The organism is Paraburkholderia sp. BCC1876 (genome assembly GCF_902833695.1).
Lineage (GTDB): Bacteria > Pseudomonadota > Gammaproteobacteria > Burkholderiales > Burkholderiaceae > Paraburkholderia.
Window position 1 is genome coordinate 704,213 of record NZ_CADFGI010000004.1, and the last position, 15,299, is coordinate 719,511.

The 15,299-nt window shown below is 62.7% G+C and carries 15 protein-coding genes and 1 pseudogene; 8 read left to right on the plus strand and 8 right to left on the minus strand.

What is annotated here, in order from left to right; translation table 11 throughout:
• Positions 1–65: 65 nt before the first annotated feature.
• Positions 66–1,838, plus strand: coding sequence for an N-acetylglucosamine-specific PTS transporter subunit IIBC (gene nagE / locus HWY05_RS18540; RefSeq protein ID WP_035553627.1), 1,773 nt, complete (start codon positions 66–68; stop codon positions 1,836–1,838).
• Between the two features lie 161 nt (positions 1,839–1,999).
• On the opposite strand, the gene cydX is transcribed toward nagE, so the two are convergent.
• The 5 genes from cydX to rpoH all read right to left on the minus strand — a co-directional run bounded on the left by cydX (position 2,000) and on the right by rpoH (position 6,438).
• Entirely contained in the window at positions 2,000–2,113 is a 114-nt protein-coding gene (cydX, locus tag HWY05_RS18545) for a cytochrome bd-I oxidase subunit CydX (protein ID WP_035553624.1), read from the minus strand.
• Positions 2,114–2,143: 30 nt separating this feature from the next.
• Entirely contained in the window at positions 2,144–3,280 is a 1,137-nt protein-coding gene (cydB, locus tag HWY05_RS18550; RefSeq protein ID WP_035553622.1) for a cytochrome d ubiquinol oxidase subunit II, read from the minus strand.
• A 35-nt stretch (positions 3,281–3,315) separates the two neighbouring features.
• On the minus strand, positions 3,316–4,911 hold the full coding sequence (locus tag HWY05_RS18555; RefSeq protein ID WP_176059156.1) for a cytochrome ubiquinol oxidase subunit I: 1,596 nt from the start codon (positions 4,909–4,911) through the stop codon (positions 3,316–3,318).
• Positions 4,901–5,161 (minus strand): cytochrome oxidase putative small subunit CydP, encoded by a 261-nt coding sequence (gene cydP / locus HWY05_RS18560; RefSeq protein WP_035553617.1) that lies wholly within the window; start codon positions 5,159–5,161, stop codon positions 4,901–4,903. Before cydP ends, HWY05_RS18555 begins: the two co-directional genes overlap by 11 nt.
• A gap of 341 nt (positions 5,162–5,502) precedes the next feature.
• Positions 5,503–6,438, minus strand: a complete 936-nt coding sequence (rpoH, locus tag HWY05_RS18565) for an RNA polymerase sigma factor RpoH (protein WP_035553615.1) — start codon at positions 6,436–6,438, stop codon at positions 5,503–5,505.
• A gap of 363 nt (positions 6,439–6,801) precedes the next feature.
• On the opposite strand from rpoH, the gene HWY05_RS18570 reads away from it, so the two are divergent.
• Positions 6,802–7,365, plus strand: a complete 564-nt coding sequence (locus HWY05_RS18570) for an acyloxyacyl hydrolase (RefSeq protein ID WP_035553613.1) — start codon at positions 6,802–6,804, stop codon at positions 7,363–7,365.
• A 43-nt stretch (positions 7,366–7,408) separates the two neighbouring features.
• Positions 7,409–7,792, plus strand: coding sequence for a nuclear transport factor 2 family protein (locus tag HWY05_RS18575; protein WP_035553611.1), 384 nt, complete (start codon positions 7,409–7,411; stop codon positions 7,790–7,792).
• Between the two features lie 262 nt (positions 7,793–8,054).
• Here the strand turns inward: HWY05_RS18575 and HWY05_RS18580 are convergent.
• Positions 8,055–9,032: pseudogene (locus HWY05_RS18580) on the minus strand (2-isopropylmalate synthase); the annotation flags it as partial.
• A 514-nt stretch (positions 9,033–9,546) separates the two neighbouring features.
• Complete coding sequence (gene ybiB, locus HWY05_RS18585; protein WP_176059158.1) at positions 9,547–10,518, minus strand: DNA-binding protein YbiB; 972 nt, start codon at positions 10,516–10,518, stop codon at positions 9,547–9,549.
• Positions 10,519–10,767: 249 nt separating this feature from the next.
• Here ybiB and HWY05_RS18590 point away from each other — a divergent pair, with 249 nt between their 5' ends.
• Both HWY05_RS18590 and maiA read left to right on the plus strand, forming a co-directional pair.
• Positions 10,768–11,466 (plus strand): fumarylacetoacetate hydrolase family protein, encoded by a 699-nt coding sequence (locus HWY05_RS18590; RefSeq protein ID WP_176059159.1) that lies wholly within the window; start codon positions 10,768–10,770, stop codon positions 11,464–11,466.
• A gap of 25 nt (positions 11,467–11,491) precedes the next feature.
• Positions 11,492–12,136 (plus strand): maleylacetoacetate isomerase, encoded by a 645-nt coding sequence (gene maiA, locus HWY05_RS18595; protein WP_035553603.1) that lies wholly within the window; start codon positions 11,492–11,494, stop codon positions 12,134–12,136.
• A 125-nt stretch (positions 12,137–12,261) separates the two neighbouring features.
• On the opposite strand, the gene ftsY is transcribed toward maiA, so the two are convergent.
• Positions 12,262–13,461, minus strand: a complete 1,200-nt coding sequence (ftsY, locus tag HWY05_RS18600) for a signal recognition particle-docking protein FtsY (protein WP_176059160.1) — start codon at positions 13,459–13,461, stop codon at positions 12,262–12,264.
• Between the two features lie 208 nt (positions 13,462–13,669).
• On the opposite strand from ftsY, the gene rsmD reads away from it, so the two are divergent.
• The 3 genes from rsmD to HWY05_RS18615 all read left to right on the plus strand — a co-directional run bounded on the left by rsmD (position 13,670) and on the right by HWY05_RS18615 (position 15,233).
• Positions 13,670–14,284: a 16S rRNA (guanine(966)-N(2))-methyltransferase RsmD gene (gene rsmD / locus HWY05_RS18605; RefSeq protein ID WP_035553599.1), complete on the plus strand. Its 615-nt coding sequence runs from the start codon at positions 13,670–13,672 to the stop codon at positions 14,282–14,284.
• 112 nt (positions 14,285–14,396) lie between these two features.
• On the plus strand, positions 14,397–14,912 hold the full coding sequence (gene coaD, locus HWY05_RS18610; protein ID WP_035553596.1) for a pantetheine-phosphate adenylyltransferase: 516 nt from the start codon (positions 14,397–14,399) through the stop codon (positions 14,910–14,912).
• A 63-nt stretch (positions 14,913–14,975) separates the two neighbouring features.
• Complete coding sequence (locus HWY05_RS18615; RefSeq protein ID WP_035553594.1) at positions 14,976–15,233, plus strand: YfhL family 4Fe-4S dicluster ferredoxin; 258 nt, start codon at positions 14,976–14,978, stop codon at positions 15,231–15,233.
• Positions 15,234–15,299 lie beyond the last annotated feature (66 nt).

The following is a 15,299-nucleotide window of genomic DNA, read 5'->3' on the forward strand; positions in this document are numbered from 1 at the left end:
ATGACGTGTAGCTAGAAAATTCAACGACAAACAGTCGACCACGAGACTAAGGATTGGAGGTATCGATGGATGGGAATCCGTTTCTGAAGATTCAGCGCCTGGGACGCGCGCTGATGCTGCCGATTGCGGTGCTGCCGGTTGCCGGCCTGCTGCTGCGCCTCGGCCAACCCGATGTGTTCAACATCAAGATGATCGCCGACGCCGGCGGCGCGATTTTCGACAACCTGCCGCTGCTGTTCGCAATCGGCGTGGCGGTCGGGTTCGCGAAAGACAACAACGGTGTGGCGGGTCTCGCGGGCGCGATCGGTTATCTGATCGAAGTCGCGGTGATGAAGGACATCAACGACAAGCTCAACATGGGCGTGTTGTCGGGGATCATCGCGGGTGTTGTCGCGGGCTTGTTGTACAACAAGTACAAGGACATCAAGCTGCCCGATTACCTCGCGTTCTTCGGAGGGAAACGCTTCGTGCCGATTGTCACGGGGCTGGTCTGCCTGGTGCTCGGCATAGCGTTCGGGTACGTGTGGCAACCGGTGCAAGCCGTGATCGATACGGCCGGCCATTGGCTGACCACCGCGGGTGCGCTCGGCGCGTTCGTGTTCGGCGTGCTGAACCGTCTGCTGCTGGTCACGGGTCTGCATCACATCCTCAACTCGCTGACGTGGTTCGTGTTCGGCACGTTCACGCCGCCGGGCGGCGTTGCGGTGACGGGCGACCTGCATCGCTTCTTCGCCGGCGACCCGACGGCCGGAACGTTCATGACGGGCTTCTTCCCGATCATGATGTTCGGTCTGCCGGCCGCGTGTCTGGCCATGTTCCATGAAGCGCCGAAGGAACGCCGTGCGATGGTTGGCGGCTTGCTGTTCTCGATGGCGCTGACCTCGTTCCTGACGGGCGTGACCGAGCCGATCGAATTCAGCTTCATGTTCCTCGCGCCGGTGCTGTATGTGATTCACGCGCTGTTGACCGGCTTGTCGCTTGCGATCTGCTCGGCGCTCGGCATTCACCTCGGCTTCACGTTCTCGGCCGGCGCGATCGACTACGTGCTGAACTACGGCCTGTCGACGAAGGGCTGGATGGCGATTCCGATCGGTATCGTGTATTCGGTGGTGTATTACGGGCTGTTCCGCTTCTTCATCCGCAAGTTCAACATGGCGACGCCGGGTCGCGAACCCGCTGCCGCTGACGAGCAGGTCGGATCGTTCGAGGCCGGCGGTTTCGTTTCGCCGGTGGCCGGTGCGGCAGTGCCGCGTGCGCAGCGGTATATCGCGGCGCTGGGTGGCGCGGCGAATCTGTCGAACGTGGATGCTTGCACGACACGTTTGCGTTTGTCGGTGGTCGATTCGAATCTGGTCTCCGAGAACGATCTGAAGACGATCGGCGCGCGTGGTGTGCTCAAGCGCGGTTCGGGCAATGTGCAGGTGATCATCGGGCCGGAAGCGGACATCATCGCGGATGAAATTCGTACGGTGATCGCGCAGGGTGGTGGTGAGGCGGTGAGGGCGGCGAGTGTTGCGCCTGCTGCTGCGCCGGTGGCTGCTGCGGCGGTTGCGGGTGGGCACGGTGGTCCGCTCGACCCGGATCCGCTGCGCTGGCTCGCCGTGTTTGGCGGCGCGGGCAACGTGGTGTCGCTGGATGCGGTCGCGGCAACGCGTTTGCGTGTGGTCGTGCGCGATCCGTCGGCGGTGGATCGTCAGCGGCTCGCTACGCTCGATACGGCATGGATCTCGGCGGATACGTTCCATATCGTAGTGGGCGATTCGGCGCAGCGCTATGCGGCGGTGCTGGCGACGCGTATGTCGTCAAATGGCGGCGCTGCTTCGCCTTTGCCGGCGTGATGCGGTGATGGCGTAACTGCGTCGTAACGGAGTGGGGCGGCTCGCGCCGTCCCGACTCAAGCCGACGCAGCACGCAGCAATAAAAAACGGCACCTTGAGTTTCTTCAAGGTGCCGTTTTTGCGTTAACCGACCGGCTTCATCGCAGCCGGTCCACATCGCCTCAGCGCGTCTTAACCTTGGCTTCCACCGGCTTGCGCGACTCCAGCCACATCACATTGATGATGCCGAACGCCAACGCCACGCCGATCCCAAGCAGCCAACTGAAATACCACATCACAAACTCCCATTAAAAGCGTAGTGCCGGTCAATACATCGAATGCTGGTTTTCTTCGAGTGCGGCGGCGGTCACCTTGCCGCGCATCACGCGATACACCCAACTGGTGTAGATCAGAATCAGCGGCAGGAAGATGATGACGGCCACCAGCATGATCTGCAGCGTCATGCGGCTCGACGTCGAATCCCACACGGTGAGACTGCTGCGACCGTCGAGCGACGAAGGCATGATGAACGGGAACATCGAAAAGCCCGCCGTCAGAATCACGCCGATGATCATCAGCGAGGTCGCCAGAAACGCGCTCTTCTCGAACCGCGAGCGCGCCAGCAGCAAAGCCAGCACACCGCCCACCAGACCCGCCACCGGCGCGGCGACCATCCACGGATAGTTCGCGTAGTTGGTGAGCCACAACCCAGGCGCGCCGATCACGTTCTTCATCAGCGGGTTAGCGACGGAATCGAGCGGCGGCGCGTCGATCACCTGATAGCCACCGATCACCGTCGCGATCAACACACCGGCAATCAGGAACAGCACCACGCCCACCAGCGACGCGATCCGCAGCGCGAGCGAGGCCCGCTCGGCCACCACGCCGTCCGACTTCATCTTCACGAAGGCCGCGCCATGGGCCGCCAGCATCGACACGCTCACCAGCCCGCACAACACCGCGAACGGATTGAGCAGCGCGAAGAAGCCGCCGTGATAGGTGACGCGCAGGTCGGTATCGAACGAGAACGGCACGCCTTGCAGCAGGTTGCCGAACGCGACGCCGATCACCAGCGAAGGCACGAAGCCGCCGACGAACAGCGCCCAGTCCCACGCACTGCGCCAGCGCGGGTCTTCGCGTTTGCTGCGGTAGTCGAAGCCGACCGGCCGGAAGAACAGCGAGAACAGCACCAGCAACATCGCGAAGTAGAAGCCCGAGAACGAGGCGGCGTACACCAGCGGCCATGCCGCGAACATCGCGCCGCCGGCCGTGATGAACCACACCTGGTTGCCTTCCCACGTCGCGCCGACCGTGTTCACGACAATGCGTCGTTCGGCGTCGGTCTTCGCGATGAACGGCAGCAGAATCGCCGCGCCCATGTCGAAGCCGTCGGTGAGCGCGAAGCCGATCAGCAGCACGCCGATCAGCACCCACCAGATCAGTTTGAGGGTTGCGTAATCCATGATGATCTTTTCCCTTGATGCTCAGTGGCGGCGCATCAGGCGGCCGTGTTGGTCGGCAGCGGCTGATTCAGCGGCTGTTCCAGTTCGTGGTGGTAGCGGCCCGTATGCAGCGACGACGGTCCCAGGCGCGCGTACTTGAACATCAGCATGATTTCGATGATGAACAGCACGGTGTAGAACACCACGAAGCCGCCGATGCTCAGATACAGATCGGTCGGCGTCAGGCTCGACACGGACAGGTTGGTCGGCAAGATGCCGGCAATCGTCCACGGTTGACGGCCCACTTCCGCGACGATCCAGCCGAACTCGGCCGCGAGCCACGGCAACGGAATCGCCCACACGGCCCAGCGCAGAAACCAGCGACGCTTTTCCAGCAGCAACGAGCGTTGCGCGCAGAACCAGAACGCCGTCACGAAGGTTGCAAGGAACAGGATGCCGAGGCCCACCATCAGACGGAACGAGAAGAACACGGGGGCGACCGGCGGAATCGTCTTCTTCGCCGCCTGGACGATCTGGTCCGGTGTGGCGTCGGTGACGTTCGCGGTGAACTGCTTGAGCATCAGGCCGTAGCCGAGGTCTTTCTTGTGCGCGTCGAAGGCGGCTTTGGCTTCGTCGGTGGCGTCGCCCTGCTTGAGCTTTTGCAGCGCGGCGTAGGCCAGCATGCCGTTCTTGATGCGCACTTCGTTTTGCGCCATCAGGTCTTTCAGGCCGACCACGGGTTCATCGACCGAACGGGTGGCGATCAGGCCGAGCGCGTACGGAATCCGGATCGCGTAGTCCGTGCGTTCTTCCTTCTGATTCGGAATACCGATGATCGTGAACGGTGCCGGTGCCGGCGCGGTGTCCCATTCGGATTCGATCGCGGCCAGTTTCACCTGCTGGACTTCACCGGTGCGATAGCCGGACTCGTCACCGAGCACGATCACGCACAGCGTCGATGCCAGACCAAAGCCGGCGGCAATCGCGAACGAGCGCAGCGCGAACTCGGTGTCGCGGCGCTTGAGCAGATACCACGACGACACGCCGAGCACGAACATCGACGCTGTCACATAACCGGCCGACACGGTGTGCACGAACTTCACCTGCGCGACCGGGTTGAACAGCACGGAGAAAATGCTGTCGAGCTCCATCCGCATGGTCTGGTAGTTGAAGGTGGCGCCGACCGGATTGTTCATCCAGCCGTTGGCCACCAGAATCCACAACGCGGACAGATTCGAGCCGAGCGCGACGAGGAACGTGACCATGACGTGCTGCACTTTCGAGAGCCGTTTCCAGCCGAAGAAGAACAGACCCACAAAGGTCGATTCCAGGAAGAACGCCATCAGGCCTTCAACGGCGAGCGGCACGCCGAAAATATCGCCGACGTAATGCGAGTAGTACGACCAGTTGGTGCCGAACTGGAATTCCAGCGTGAGCCCGGTGGTCACACCCATCGCGAAGTTGATCCCGAACAGCTTGCCCCAGAACTGGGTCATGTCCTTGTAGATCTGCTTGCCGGTCATCACATAGACGGATTCCATGATGACGAGCAGCCACGACAGGCCGAGCGTGAGCGGCACGAACAGAAAGTGATAAAGCGCCGTGATGGCGAACTGGAGGCGCGATAGTTCTACGACTTCGCTAACGGGCATGTTGATCACCTTGGGACGAATGCGAGGCAGGCACGGACAGCAGCATCTGCGCGACTTGTTCAGGCGGCAGCGACATATGCTCCGCCTGCGGATGATTGAAAAATGCGTATTTGAGCGCCATCAGCAGTGCAAATTTGATGGCGAGGACGATGGCGATGTCCCGCGCCAACGTCGGACCGCGCACCCAGCGGTCGAACCGTTTGCGCAGGTTCGAGCGGGGGCGGCTGTTGCGTTTGAGGGCTATGGTCATGATCGGTCGAAGGCGACTTCACGCCGGTGAGTCCGGCTGGATCCAGGCCGCTTCGAGCGGTCTGGCGAGTGCATCCCGATTCTAGGAGCAGAACCCTATGCGCATCATTTAAGCGCTGCGGCATTGGGTCGCTAGGCTCGCCCCGTCTGAACAGTATTGCTATCTGGTTTGTGTTACGTCAAGAAAACGTATGCCGGGTGGGCAAGGCCACGAAAGGGGTTGAGCGCAGTGAAGGCGTCGCCGCGCGGACGAAAAAAAGCCCCGCCGTTTTGCGAGGGCGGGGCTTTGCGGCCAGTTGGCGTTGGCCTGGCGGTGTGCCTTTTTTGCGAAGGTTTTAAGCCTTACGCATATTCGGTCAGCGCGCCGCGCATCTTCTTCATGGCGCTGGCTTCGATCTGGCGAATCCGTTCCGCCGATACGCCGAACTCGTCGGCGAGTTCGTGCAGCGTCGAGCCGCCCGAACCGTCGTCTTCCACCTTCAGCCAGCGTGCCTCGATGATGCGGCGGCTGCGGGCGTCCAGTGCGTCCAGCGCGCTCGCGATACCGTCGCTTTGCAGCTTGTCGCGCTGGCGCGAAGCCAGCACGGCGGTCGGTTCGCTATGCGAGTCGGCCAGATAGGCGATCGGCGCGTACGCTTCTTCACCGTCTTCAACCTGGCCTTCGAGCGCGATATCGCCGCCCGACAAACGCGTTTCCATTTCGGAGACTTCTTCGCGCTTCACGTTCAGCTCTTTGGCCAGATCGTCGATCTGGTCCGGCGTGAACGCGCCCAGTCCCTGCTTGTGGCTGCGCAGGTTGAAGAACAGCTTGCGTTGCGCCTTGGTGGTGGCGACCTTCACCATCCGCCAGTTGCGCAGAATGTATTCGTGGATCTCAGCCTTGATCCAGTGCATGGCGTACGACACGAGGCGCACGTTCTGCTCCGGGTCGAAGCGCTTCACGGCCTTCATCAGGCCGATATTGCCTTCCTGGATCAGGTCGGCGTGCGGCAGGCCGTAACCGAGATAATTGCGCGCGATCGACACGACCAACCGCAAGTGCGACAGCACCATACGGCGCGCGGACTCGAGGTTGTCCTGCTCGCGAAATTCGGTGGCGAACTGGCGTTCTTCCGCCGGCGTCAGCATCGGAATCCGATTAACGGCCTGGATGTAGGCGTCGATATTGCCCAGTTGACCGGGCAGCAGCGAGGAATGCGAGAGCGCCAGTGCACCTGCCGAAGCGGCCTTAGCCGCCGACGGGCTCAGAGTACTCGGAAGGGTCATTGCATGGCTCACGTGGAAAACTCCTTTGGAATCAGACAAAAGCGTATTCAGGTAAACGACTCCAGCGTTGGATGTTAGCACTCTGATTTCCCGAGTGCTAATACTTAGAGGCCGTAGGGACATCCAAGTTCCGTAAATCCCTATTGAAATTTGGATTTCAATAGCCATGATACGCTTCCCGCGCAGGCCATGCTCGAGTCGTATAACTTACCTGACAATTCACCTTCACTCTTATAACTGACCGATTTTTGCTGATTTTGAAGTGACTAATTGTGAAAACTTAGGTTTCTTCATACGATCCATCGATCCGACTTTGTCTTTAGAATAAGGGAACGGTTGCAGATTCTTTAACGTTCGGCGGAGATCGGGTGTTAGATGAACAATAAGAACGATGTGTTGCGTGGTCTGGCGCTAAAAGCCGCGTGTGCGGCGTTGTTGATCGGCGCTTCGGCGGCGGCTTCGGCCGACCAGTTCGGCGTGCAGATCGCCGGCGGTCTCGGCGACCGGCACGTCAAGAAACTCGATCTCGGCTTCGTCTGGGATCCGAATCTGACCTGGTGGCAGATCGGCGACTGGCATTTCTCGCTGATCGGCGAAGCGCACGTGGCCTGGTGGCACACCAACGAAGGCAATGTGCACGACAACATCGGCGAAGTCGGTGTGACGCCGATCATCCGCTTCATCAAGGGAAGCGGGTCGCTGCGTCCGTACGCCGAACTGGGCGCGGGCATCCGGCTGCTGTCGAGTCCGCGGCTGTCCGAGAAGTTCACGCTCGGCACCGCGTTCCAGTTCGCCGACATGGCGGGCGTGGGCCTGCAGTTCGGCAGCCACCAGCAGTACCAGGCGGGCTACCGTTTCCAGCATGTTTCCAACGGTGGTATCAAAGAGCCGAATCCTGGTATAAATTTCCACCAGCTATATCTGCAATATAACTTCTGACGACGGTGGCCACGTTCGGCTCACCGGTGCGAGGGGCTGAGCGATGGTGGCAAAGATGATCGAAGCGATTCGCGGGCTCGAGCGAGAGCGCTTTCGTGCGATGGTCGACGGCGACGGGCCCTCGCTCGACGCGCTGCTCGCGGATAACGTCAGCTATGTCCATACGAACGGCAAGCGGGAAACGAAGCGGCAGTTCATCGACGGAATCACCGCCGGGCGGCGGCGTTACCGGCAGATCGAGGTGCAGTCGCAAGAGGTCCTGCCGGTCGGCCGCGAGACCTGCGTCGTGACCGGCCGTGCGTTGATCGAGATGGAAGCGAATAACGGCGCGCTGTTGTTTCCGATTGCCTACACGGCCATTCATACGCAGGAAGACGGGCAATGGCGGTTGATCGCGTGGCAGGCGACCCGTTGTGCAATCGAGTGAGCCTTGTGGGCTCACGCTTTATTTTTCACGGCCGGTTGCGCCTTGTGAGCGCGCGGCCTTGAGAGGCGAGGGCGCGTGGGTTTCAGCGCCTCATCTCACCTCACCTAGCGTGCCAATCTCACGCGGCAATGCGTTGCTGACCTGCGCCGCTTTGTCCCACCCCGACACCAGCCCCATGGGTCAGGGTTTCTTCCTCGGTCACGGTTTCCTCGCCCGTGACGCTATCGCCTCGCTGTGCCTTCACCTGCATCGCCGCCACGCCCGCATACGGATGCCGCTGATGCACCGGAAGCTGGTTACAGCGCTCGACGACACGCCGCACCGCATCGATATCCGAGAAATCCAGACCTGAATCGAGGCCTTGCGCGTCGAGATTCATCGCGAGCGTGACGAGATCCAGATTGCCGGTGCGCTCGCCGTTGCCGAACAGACATCCTTCGACGCGGTCCGCGCCCGCCATCAGCGCCAGCTCCGCCGCGGCTACCGCCGTGCCGCGATCGTTATGCGGATGCACCGACAACACGATGCTGTCGCGATAGCCGAGATTGCGGTGCATCCATTCGATCTGATCGGCGAACACGTTCGGCGTCGCCGCTTCGACGCTCGCGGGCAGGTTGACGATCATCTTGCGATCGCGCGTGGGCCGCCACGTCTGCGCGACCGCGTCGCAAACCTCGCGGGAGAACGGCAGTTCCGCCGTGTTGAACGTCTCGGGCGAGTACTGGAAGGTCCACTGCGTCTCCGGCCGCGCCTGCGCGTGTTCCTTGATGACGCGCGTGCCTTCCACGGCCAGCGCCTTGATCTCGGCCTTCGACTGGTTGAAGACGATGCGCCGGAACGACGGACAGATCGCGTTATACAAATGGACGATGGCGCGCGGCGCGCCCGCGAGCGCGTCGAAGGTCCGCGCGATCAACTCGGCGCGCGACGGCACGAACGCTTCGATGGTCACGTCGTCGGGAATGCGCTTTTCCTCGATCAGCTTGCGCACGAAATCGAAGTCGGTTTGCGAGGCCGACGGAAAGCCGACCTCGATCTCCTTGAAGCCGATCGCCACCAGCATCTCGAAGAATTCGAGCTTCTGCGTGGCGTTCATCGGTTCGATCAGCGCCTGGTTGCCGTCGCGCAGATCGGTGCTCATCCAGACCGGCGGGTGGTCGATCGTGCGGCTCGGCCATTTGCGGCCGGTCAGCCGCACGGTGGGGAAGGGACGGTATTTTTCAGCGGGATTGCGCAACATGTCGGGCCTCGTTCGTTGTGTCGTGTGCGAAAGGGTGTGGCGTCGAGCGGTTGGCGGACTGCCACGGGTGCACGGTCCGCCAGCCGATGGCTAGCGGCACCAACGAACGGGCGCGAACGAACAGCGTCATGGTGACGACGAAAACGGACGTGGATGATGCCCATGCAACGTGCATATGACCCTCGCGCTTCGTCCGAACGGTAAACGGACGAATGCAAACGACTACAGGTTGTGAAGAACTACGGTTTGGGGTGACGCGGAAACTGCTGGGACTGCCGGGAGGACTGTGCGTGGCGCAACCCCTGCGGGTGGCCGCTGCGCAGCGCTACGTCTGACTTACGCTAGACGTAGCGATAGGGGCCGCGCCAGGCGGCCGAAACTAATTCGGAGGGTGTTCGGGAGGAAACGCATGGAGCTAATTTAAGACAGCGCGCGGCGGTGTGTCAACCCGCAGCGCTCGCGTCTTCTGAAACGAGCGCCGTTTTGCGGGCCGAGCTGCTGAGCGTAGCGTCCATCAAACCGGCATTCTCGCGACGTCGACGATCAGTTCGACTTGCCGCTCGATCGCGCTCGGGACGGGCGCTTCGCCACGCAACACGGCGGCGATCCATGCGGCGGTGGTCGGCGCGTCCTTGGCCTCGGGCAAGTCGACCTCGGGCGCATCCGGCGACGAGCGCTCGTGCGGCACGCGCGTTTCGCAGACGCCGTCGTGCAACCAGTCCACCTGCACCTGACGCCGCGTGTCGGCCACCGCTTCGCCCTCGGTGCCGCGCGCCAGCAGCGCGCCGCCCGCGGCCGCGTCGGGATGCGTGTTGAACAGTTGCGTGAGACTGTCCCGGTACGGCGGATGCGTGTAATTCACGAGGCGCAGTCCAGCCGGCGCGAACGGCTGCAGGATCTTCACCAGCGTATGCGTTGAATTGCGCACGCCCATACGTCGCCGCAGCGCGAGCAGGCGCGCGAGTTTCGGCGCCAGCACGTCGATCGGCGCGAACGCGATACGCCGCTCGGCGAGACCGTCTTCGATATCGGCGTGCTCGTGTGCGTGAGGAATCTGCAGATGCGTGAAGATTTCCGCGCTGGTCACACGACCCGGATCTTCGGTGACGCCGTGCACCAGCACCGGCACGCCTTCACGCGCCAGCAGCAGCGCGAGCAACGGTACCAGGTTGGGTTGCTTGCGCGCGCCGTTGTAGCTGGGGATCGACACCGGCCGGAACTCGCCGTGCGGCAGATGAATCGGCTCGAACGACGCATGCGCGCCGGCCAGCATCGCGGCGAGTTCATCGGCGGTCTCGCCTTTTACGCGGTACGCAAGCAGCACCGCGCCGAGTTCGAGCTCGGCCACGCGGCCATCGAGCATCGCGCTGTAGAGCGAGCGCGTGTCGTCGGCGGTCAGCGCGCGGGCGCCGTTCGGGCCGCGGCCGATTTCCTTGATGAATCGGGCGCAAGGGAAGGGGGTGACGGTGTCGGCGGAGTCGGTCATCGGGCGCGGGGGACGAGGTGGCGTGCCGCCTGGAGCGGTCTGCCACGGTATTCAAAGGACGGTGTTCGGTGTGAGTATCGCATCTATGACGCTTTGGCGAGACCGCGCGCCGGATTCGCCGCCACCGCGCGCGCTTGCCCGACTGCCGCGCGTGGCGCTTTTCCGCGCGTTACACTCGATGTTTTAGCGCCGCCGCGGCGGCACACCGCAGCGGTACACAGCGGTACACATCAAGCAACGGAGAACGGGATGAGTTACGTATTTGCACCCGCACCGCAGGTCGCGGTGCCGGTCGTGGGATCCAGCGAGCAATTCGCGGTGCGTCGCATCTACTGTGTGGGCCGCAATTACGAGGCGCACGCGCGCGAGATGGGACATGATCCCGACCGCGAACCGCCGTTCTTCTTCAGCAAGCCGGCCGATGCCGTGCTATACGTCGCACCCGGCACGACCGGCGAGTTCCCGTACCCGTCGCTGTCGAAAAACGTTCACTTCGAGATGGAGCTGGTGGCGGCGATCGGCCAGGGCGGCAAGAACATTCCGGCTGACAGCGCACTCGATCACGTCTATGGCTACGCGCTCGGTCTCGACATGACGCGCCGCGATCTGCAAGCCGAGGCGAAAAAGCTGGGCCGTCCGTGGGATACCGCGAAGGGCTTCGACCAATCGGCGCCGTTGGGCCCGATTCATCCGGTGACGACGGTGGGTCACGTCGGCAAGGGCGCGATCTGGTTGTCGGTGAACGGCGAGGAAAAGCAAAGCTCGGACGTGTCGCAACTGATCTGGTCGGTGGCCGAGACGATTGCGTATCTGTCGACGCTGTTCGCACTGCAAACCGGCGATCTGATTTTCACCGGTACGCCGGAAGGGGTTGGCGCGGTGGTACAGGGCGACCTGATGAAGGGCGGCGTGGACGGACTCGGCGAATTCAGCGTGCGCGTGGTCTGAGGGCATGCCGGAGGAGACAGACAATATGAAGCTCTACAGCTACTTCCGCAGCTCGGCGTCCTACCGCGTGCGCATTGCACTGAACGTGAAGAACCTGCCGTACGACTACGTGCCGGTGCACCTGGTGCGCGATGGCGGCGAGCAGTTGAAGCCGGAGTATCGCAAGGTGAACCTGGACGGCATCGTGCCGACCTTCGTCGACGGCAACGAGGTGATGCCGCAGTCGCTCGCGATCATCGAGTATCTGGAGGAAACGCATCCGGAGCCGCCGCTGTTGCCGGGGACGCCGGCCGAGCGCGCGTATGTGCGCTCGGTGGCGTTGCAGGTGGCGTGCGAGATTCATCCGCTGAACAATCTGCGCGTGCTGAAGTATCTGAAGCACACGCTATGCGTGGATGAAGATGCGAAAGACGCGTGGTACAAGCATTGGGTCGAAGCGGGTTTCGCGACGCTGGAGACCCATCTGGCCGGCGACCCACGTACCGGCAAGCTGTGTTTCGGCGACACACCGACGCTCGCGGACGCCTGTCTGATCCCGCAAGTGTTCAATGCGCAGCGCTTCAAGGTCGATACGGCGAAGTTTCCGACGATTCAGCGCATCTACGATCACGCGATGCAGCTCGACCCGTTTGCTCGCGCGGCGCCTGGCGCGCAGCCGGACGCTGAGTGAGGTGAGGGGTTGAAGGTAAAAAGGGCACTCCGCGGAGTGCCCTTTTTGCTTGTTGCGTCTTCTTGTTGCCGAGTTTCGTTTGTCGCTGCGTTTCGCCTACGGCTGCGTCAGGAGGTTCGCGTCGTTCAACCGCCCAGCAACGCGTCCGAAAACTCTTCCGCGCTGAACGGCTGCAAATCCTCGACCTTTTCGCCAACGCCGATGAAATACACCGGAATCGGCCGCTGCCGCGCGATGGCGGCGAGAATACCGCCCTTTGCCGTGCCGTCGAGCTTGGTAACGATCAGGCCGGTGAGGCCGAGCGCGTCGTCGAAAGCCTTCACTTGCGCGAGCGCGTTCTGGCCGGTGTTCGCGTCGATCACCAGCAGCACTTCGTGCGGCGCGCCGTCTTGCGCCTTGCCGATCACGCGCTTCACCTTGCGCAGCTCTTCCATTAGATGCAACTGGGTCGGCAGACGGCCGGCCGTGTCCGCCATCATCACGTCGATCTTGCGCGCTCGCGCGGCGCCGACCGCGTCGAAGATCACCGCCGCCGGGTCGCCGCTTTCCTGCGACACGACCGTGACGTTGTTGCGCTGACCCCAGATCGCCAATTGCTCGCGCGCGGCGGCGCGGAACGTGTCGCCGGCGGCCAGCAGCACCGACTGGTCGAAACTCTGCAGATGCTTGGCGAGCTTGCCGATGCTGGTGGTTTTGCCCGCGCCGTTCACGCCGGCGATCATCATGACGAGCGGCTGAGCGCGGCCGAGCATCAGCGACTTTTCGAGCGGCTTGAGCAGGTCGATCAGCAGAGTGCGCAGCGCCGCTTTCACCTGTTGCGGATCGGTGAGGCGCTCAGCGCGCACTTTTTCACGCAGCGACTCGAGCAGGAACTCGGTGGCGCCGACGCCCGCGTCGGACATCAGCAACGCGGTTTCGAGCTCTTCGTAGAGGTCGTCGTCAATCTTCGCGTTGACGAAAATGCCGGTCAGGCTGGAACTCGTTTTCGACAGGCCGGTTTTCAGGCGTGTTAGCCACGAGCGCTTGGCGCCTGCGTCCTGCTCGGGAGGCGGGACGATTTCGACGGTTTCTGGGGTTTCCGCGGATTCGTATTCTTCTTCGAGCGTGGCTTCTTCCGGCTCCGGCTCGATTGGAGCGGCCACAGGAGCCGGGGCAGAAGCAGGAGCGGCCGAAGCCACCGCCGGACGTGGCGCCGCCGGCGCGACAGGCGCGGCCGGCGTCTCTACCGCGCGCTCGGGCGCCTCGCCTTTCGGCGCGGACTGCGACTCTTCTGGCGCGTTATCGGACTCTTTCGAACCCTTGAATCGTTTGAAAAAGCTGAACATGATCTGGCGTGGTGACCGGTGGGAGCGGCAGGCAGCGTTGCGATGCGGGATGCAAGGCGCTGGAAACCGCACATTTTATCAGGCGCGCCGCCGCCCGTCGTATCGGCCGAACGGCCAGGCTGGACGCGGCGCGCCCCTGTGGTAACGTTGGCGCTCCGGCCCTCACGCATCGGCGTGGCGGGCGCCCACACCACGTCATTGAAACTGCATGCCCCGTTCTTCATCTTCACGCGCTCACGGCGCTTCGTCCAAAGGCGGCAAGCCGCACGCCATCCGTATCATTGGCGGCGACTGGAAGCGCACACCCTTGCCCGTGCTCGACCTCGACGGCCTGCGCCCCACGCCCGACCGCGTACGCGAAACGCTCTTCAACTGGCTCGGCCAGGATCTGGAAGGTCAGCGCTGCCTCGATCTGTTCGCCGGCAGCGGCGCGCTGGGCTTCGAGGCGGCTTCGCGCGGCGCGGCGCGGGTTCTGATGGTGGAGCGCAATACGCGCGCCGCCGCCCAGCTGCGCGCGAATCAGGAACGCCTCGCGGCGCGGACCATCGAAATCGCCGAAGCAGACGGCCTGCGGCTTGCTGCAAGCCTTGCGCCCGGCTCGTTCGACGTGGTGTTTCTCGATCCGCCATTCGACGCCGGTCTGCTCGACAAGGCGCTCGCGCTGGCCGTGCCGTTGATCAGCGCCGAAGGTTTCCTGTACGTGGAAACGGGCGAAGCGCTCGAACTCGAAGGCAACGAGACGCTAGCCGGCTGGGAAATCGTGCGGCAAGGGAAAGCGGGCGCTGTCCACTTTCATTTGCTGCAGCGCGAAAATAAGGAATAATGCGCGTTCCATAACAAGCGCCGGGCGGGTTACCGTTACGCGCGCGGTCGGTGCCGACGGCGTCGGATGGACGCTTTGACGTGCCCCTATGTCTGAAGAGAGGAGAAGTCTCATGGTAGTCGCCGTGTACCCGGGCACATTCGACCCGCTGACTCGCGGTCACGAAGACCTCGTGCGGCGCGCGTCGAGCATTTTCGACACGCTGGTGGTGGGCGTTGCCGACAGCCGCAACAAGAAGCCGTTCTTCACGCTGGAGGAGCGCCTCGACATCGCTCACGAAGTGCTCGGGCACTACCCGAACGTTCAGGTGATGAGCTTCAAGGGCCTGCTGAAGGACTTCGTGCGGAGCAATAACGCGCGAGTGATCGTGCGTGGCCTGCGCGCCGTGTCGGACTTCGAATACGAGTTTCAGATGGCCGGCATGAACCGCTATCTGCTGCCCGACGTCGAAACCATGTTCATGACGCCCTCCGATCAGTACCAGTTCATCTCCGGCACCATCGTGCGAGAAATCGCGCAATTGGGCGGCGATGTCAGCAAATTCGTGTTCCCGTCCGTCGAAAAATGGCTGAAAGAGAAGGTCGCCGCGCTGGATACCAGCGGTGAGGCGTCGGCGGGACAACCGTAACCGGCGTAAACTGTTGGTTTGACGGATCAAAGCCGGCTGCGGCCGGCGCGAAGTGAGAGAAGTATGGCCTTGATGATTACCGACGAGTGCATCAATTGCGACGTGTGCGAGCCCGAGTGCCCGAACGACGCGATTTCGATGGGCCCGGAAATCTATGTGATCGACCCGAAGAAATGCACCGAATGTGTCGGCCATTTCGACGAGCCGCAGTGTATTCAGGTGTGTCCGGTGGAGTGCATTCCGCGCGATCCCGAGCATCTGGAAACGCCCGATGGGTTGATGGCGAAGTACCACGCGCTGGTGGCGGCGAAAGAGGCGTGATCGCGTGAGTTAGCGCGGTGCGAGAGTGGATGAACGGCGAGGCTTGGGCCTCGCCGTTTGCTTTTG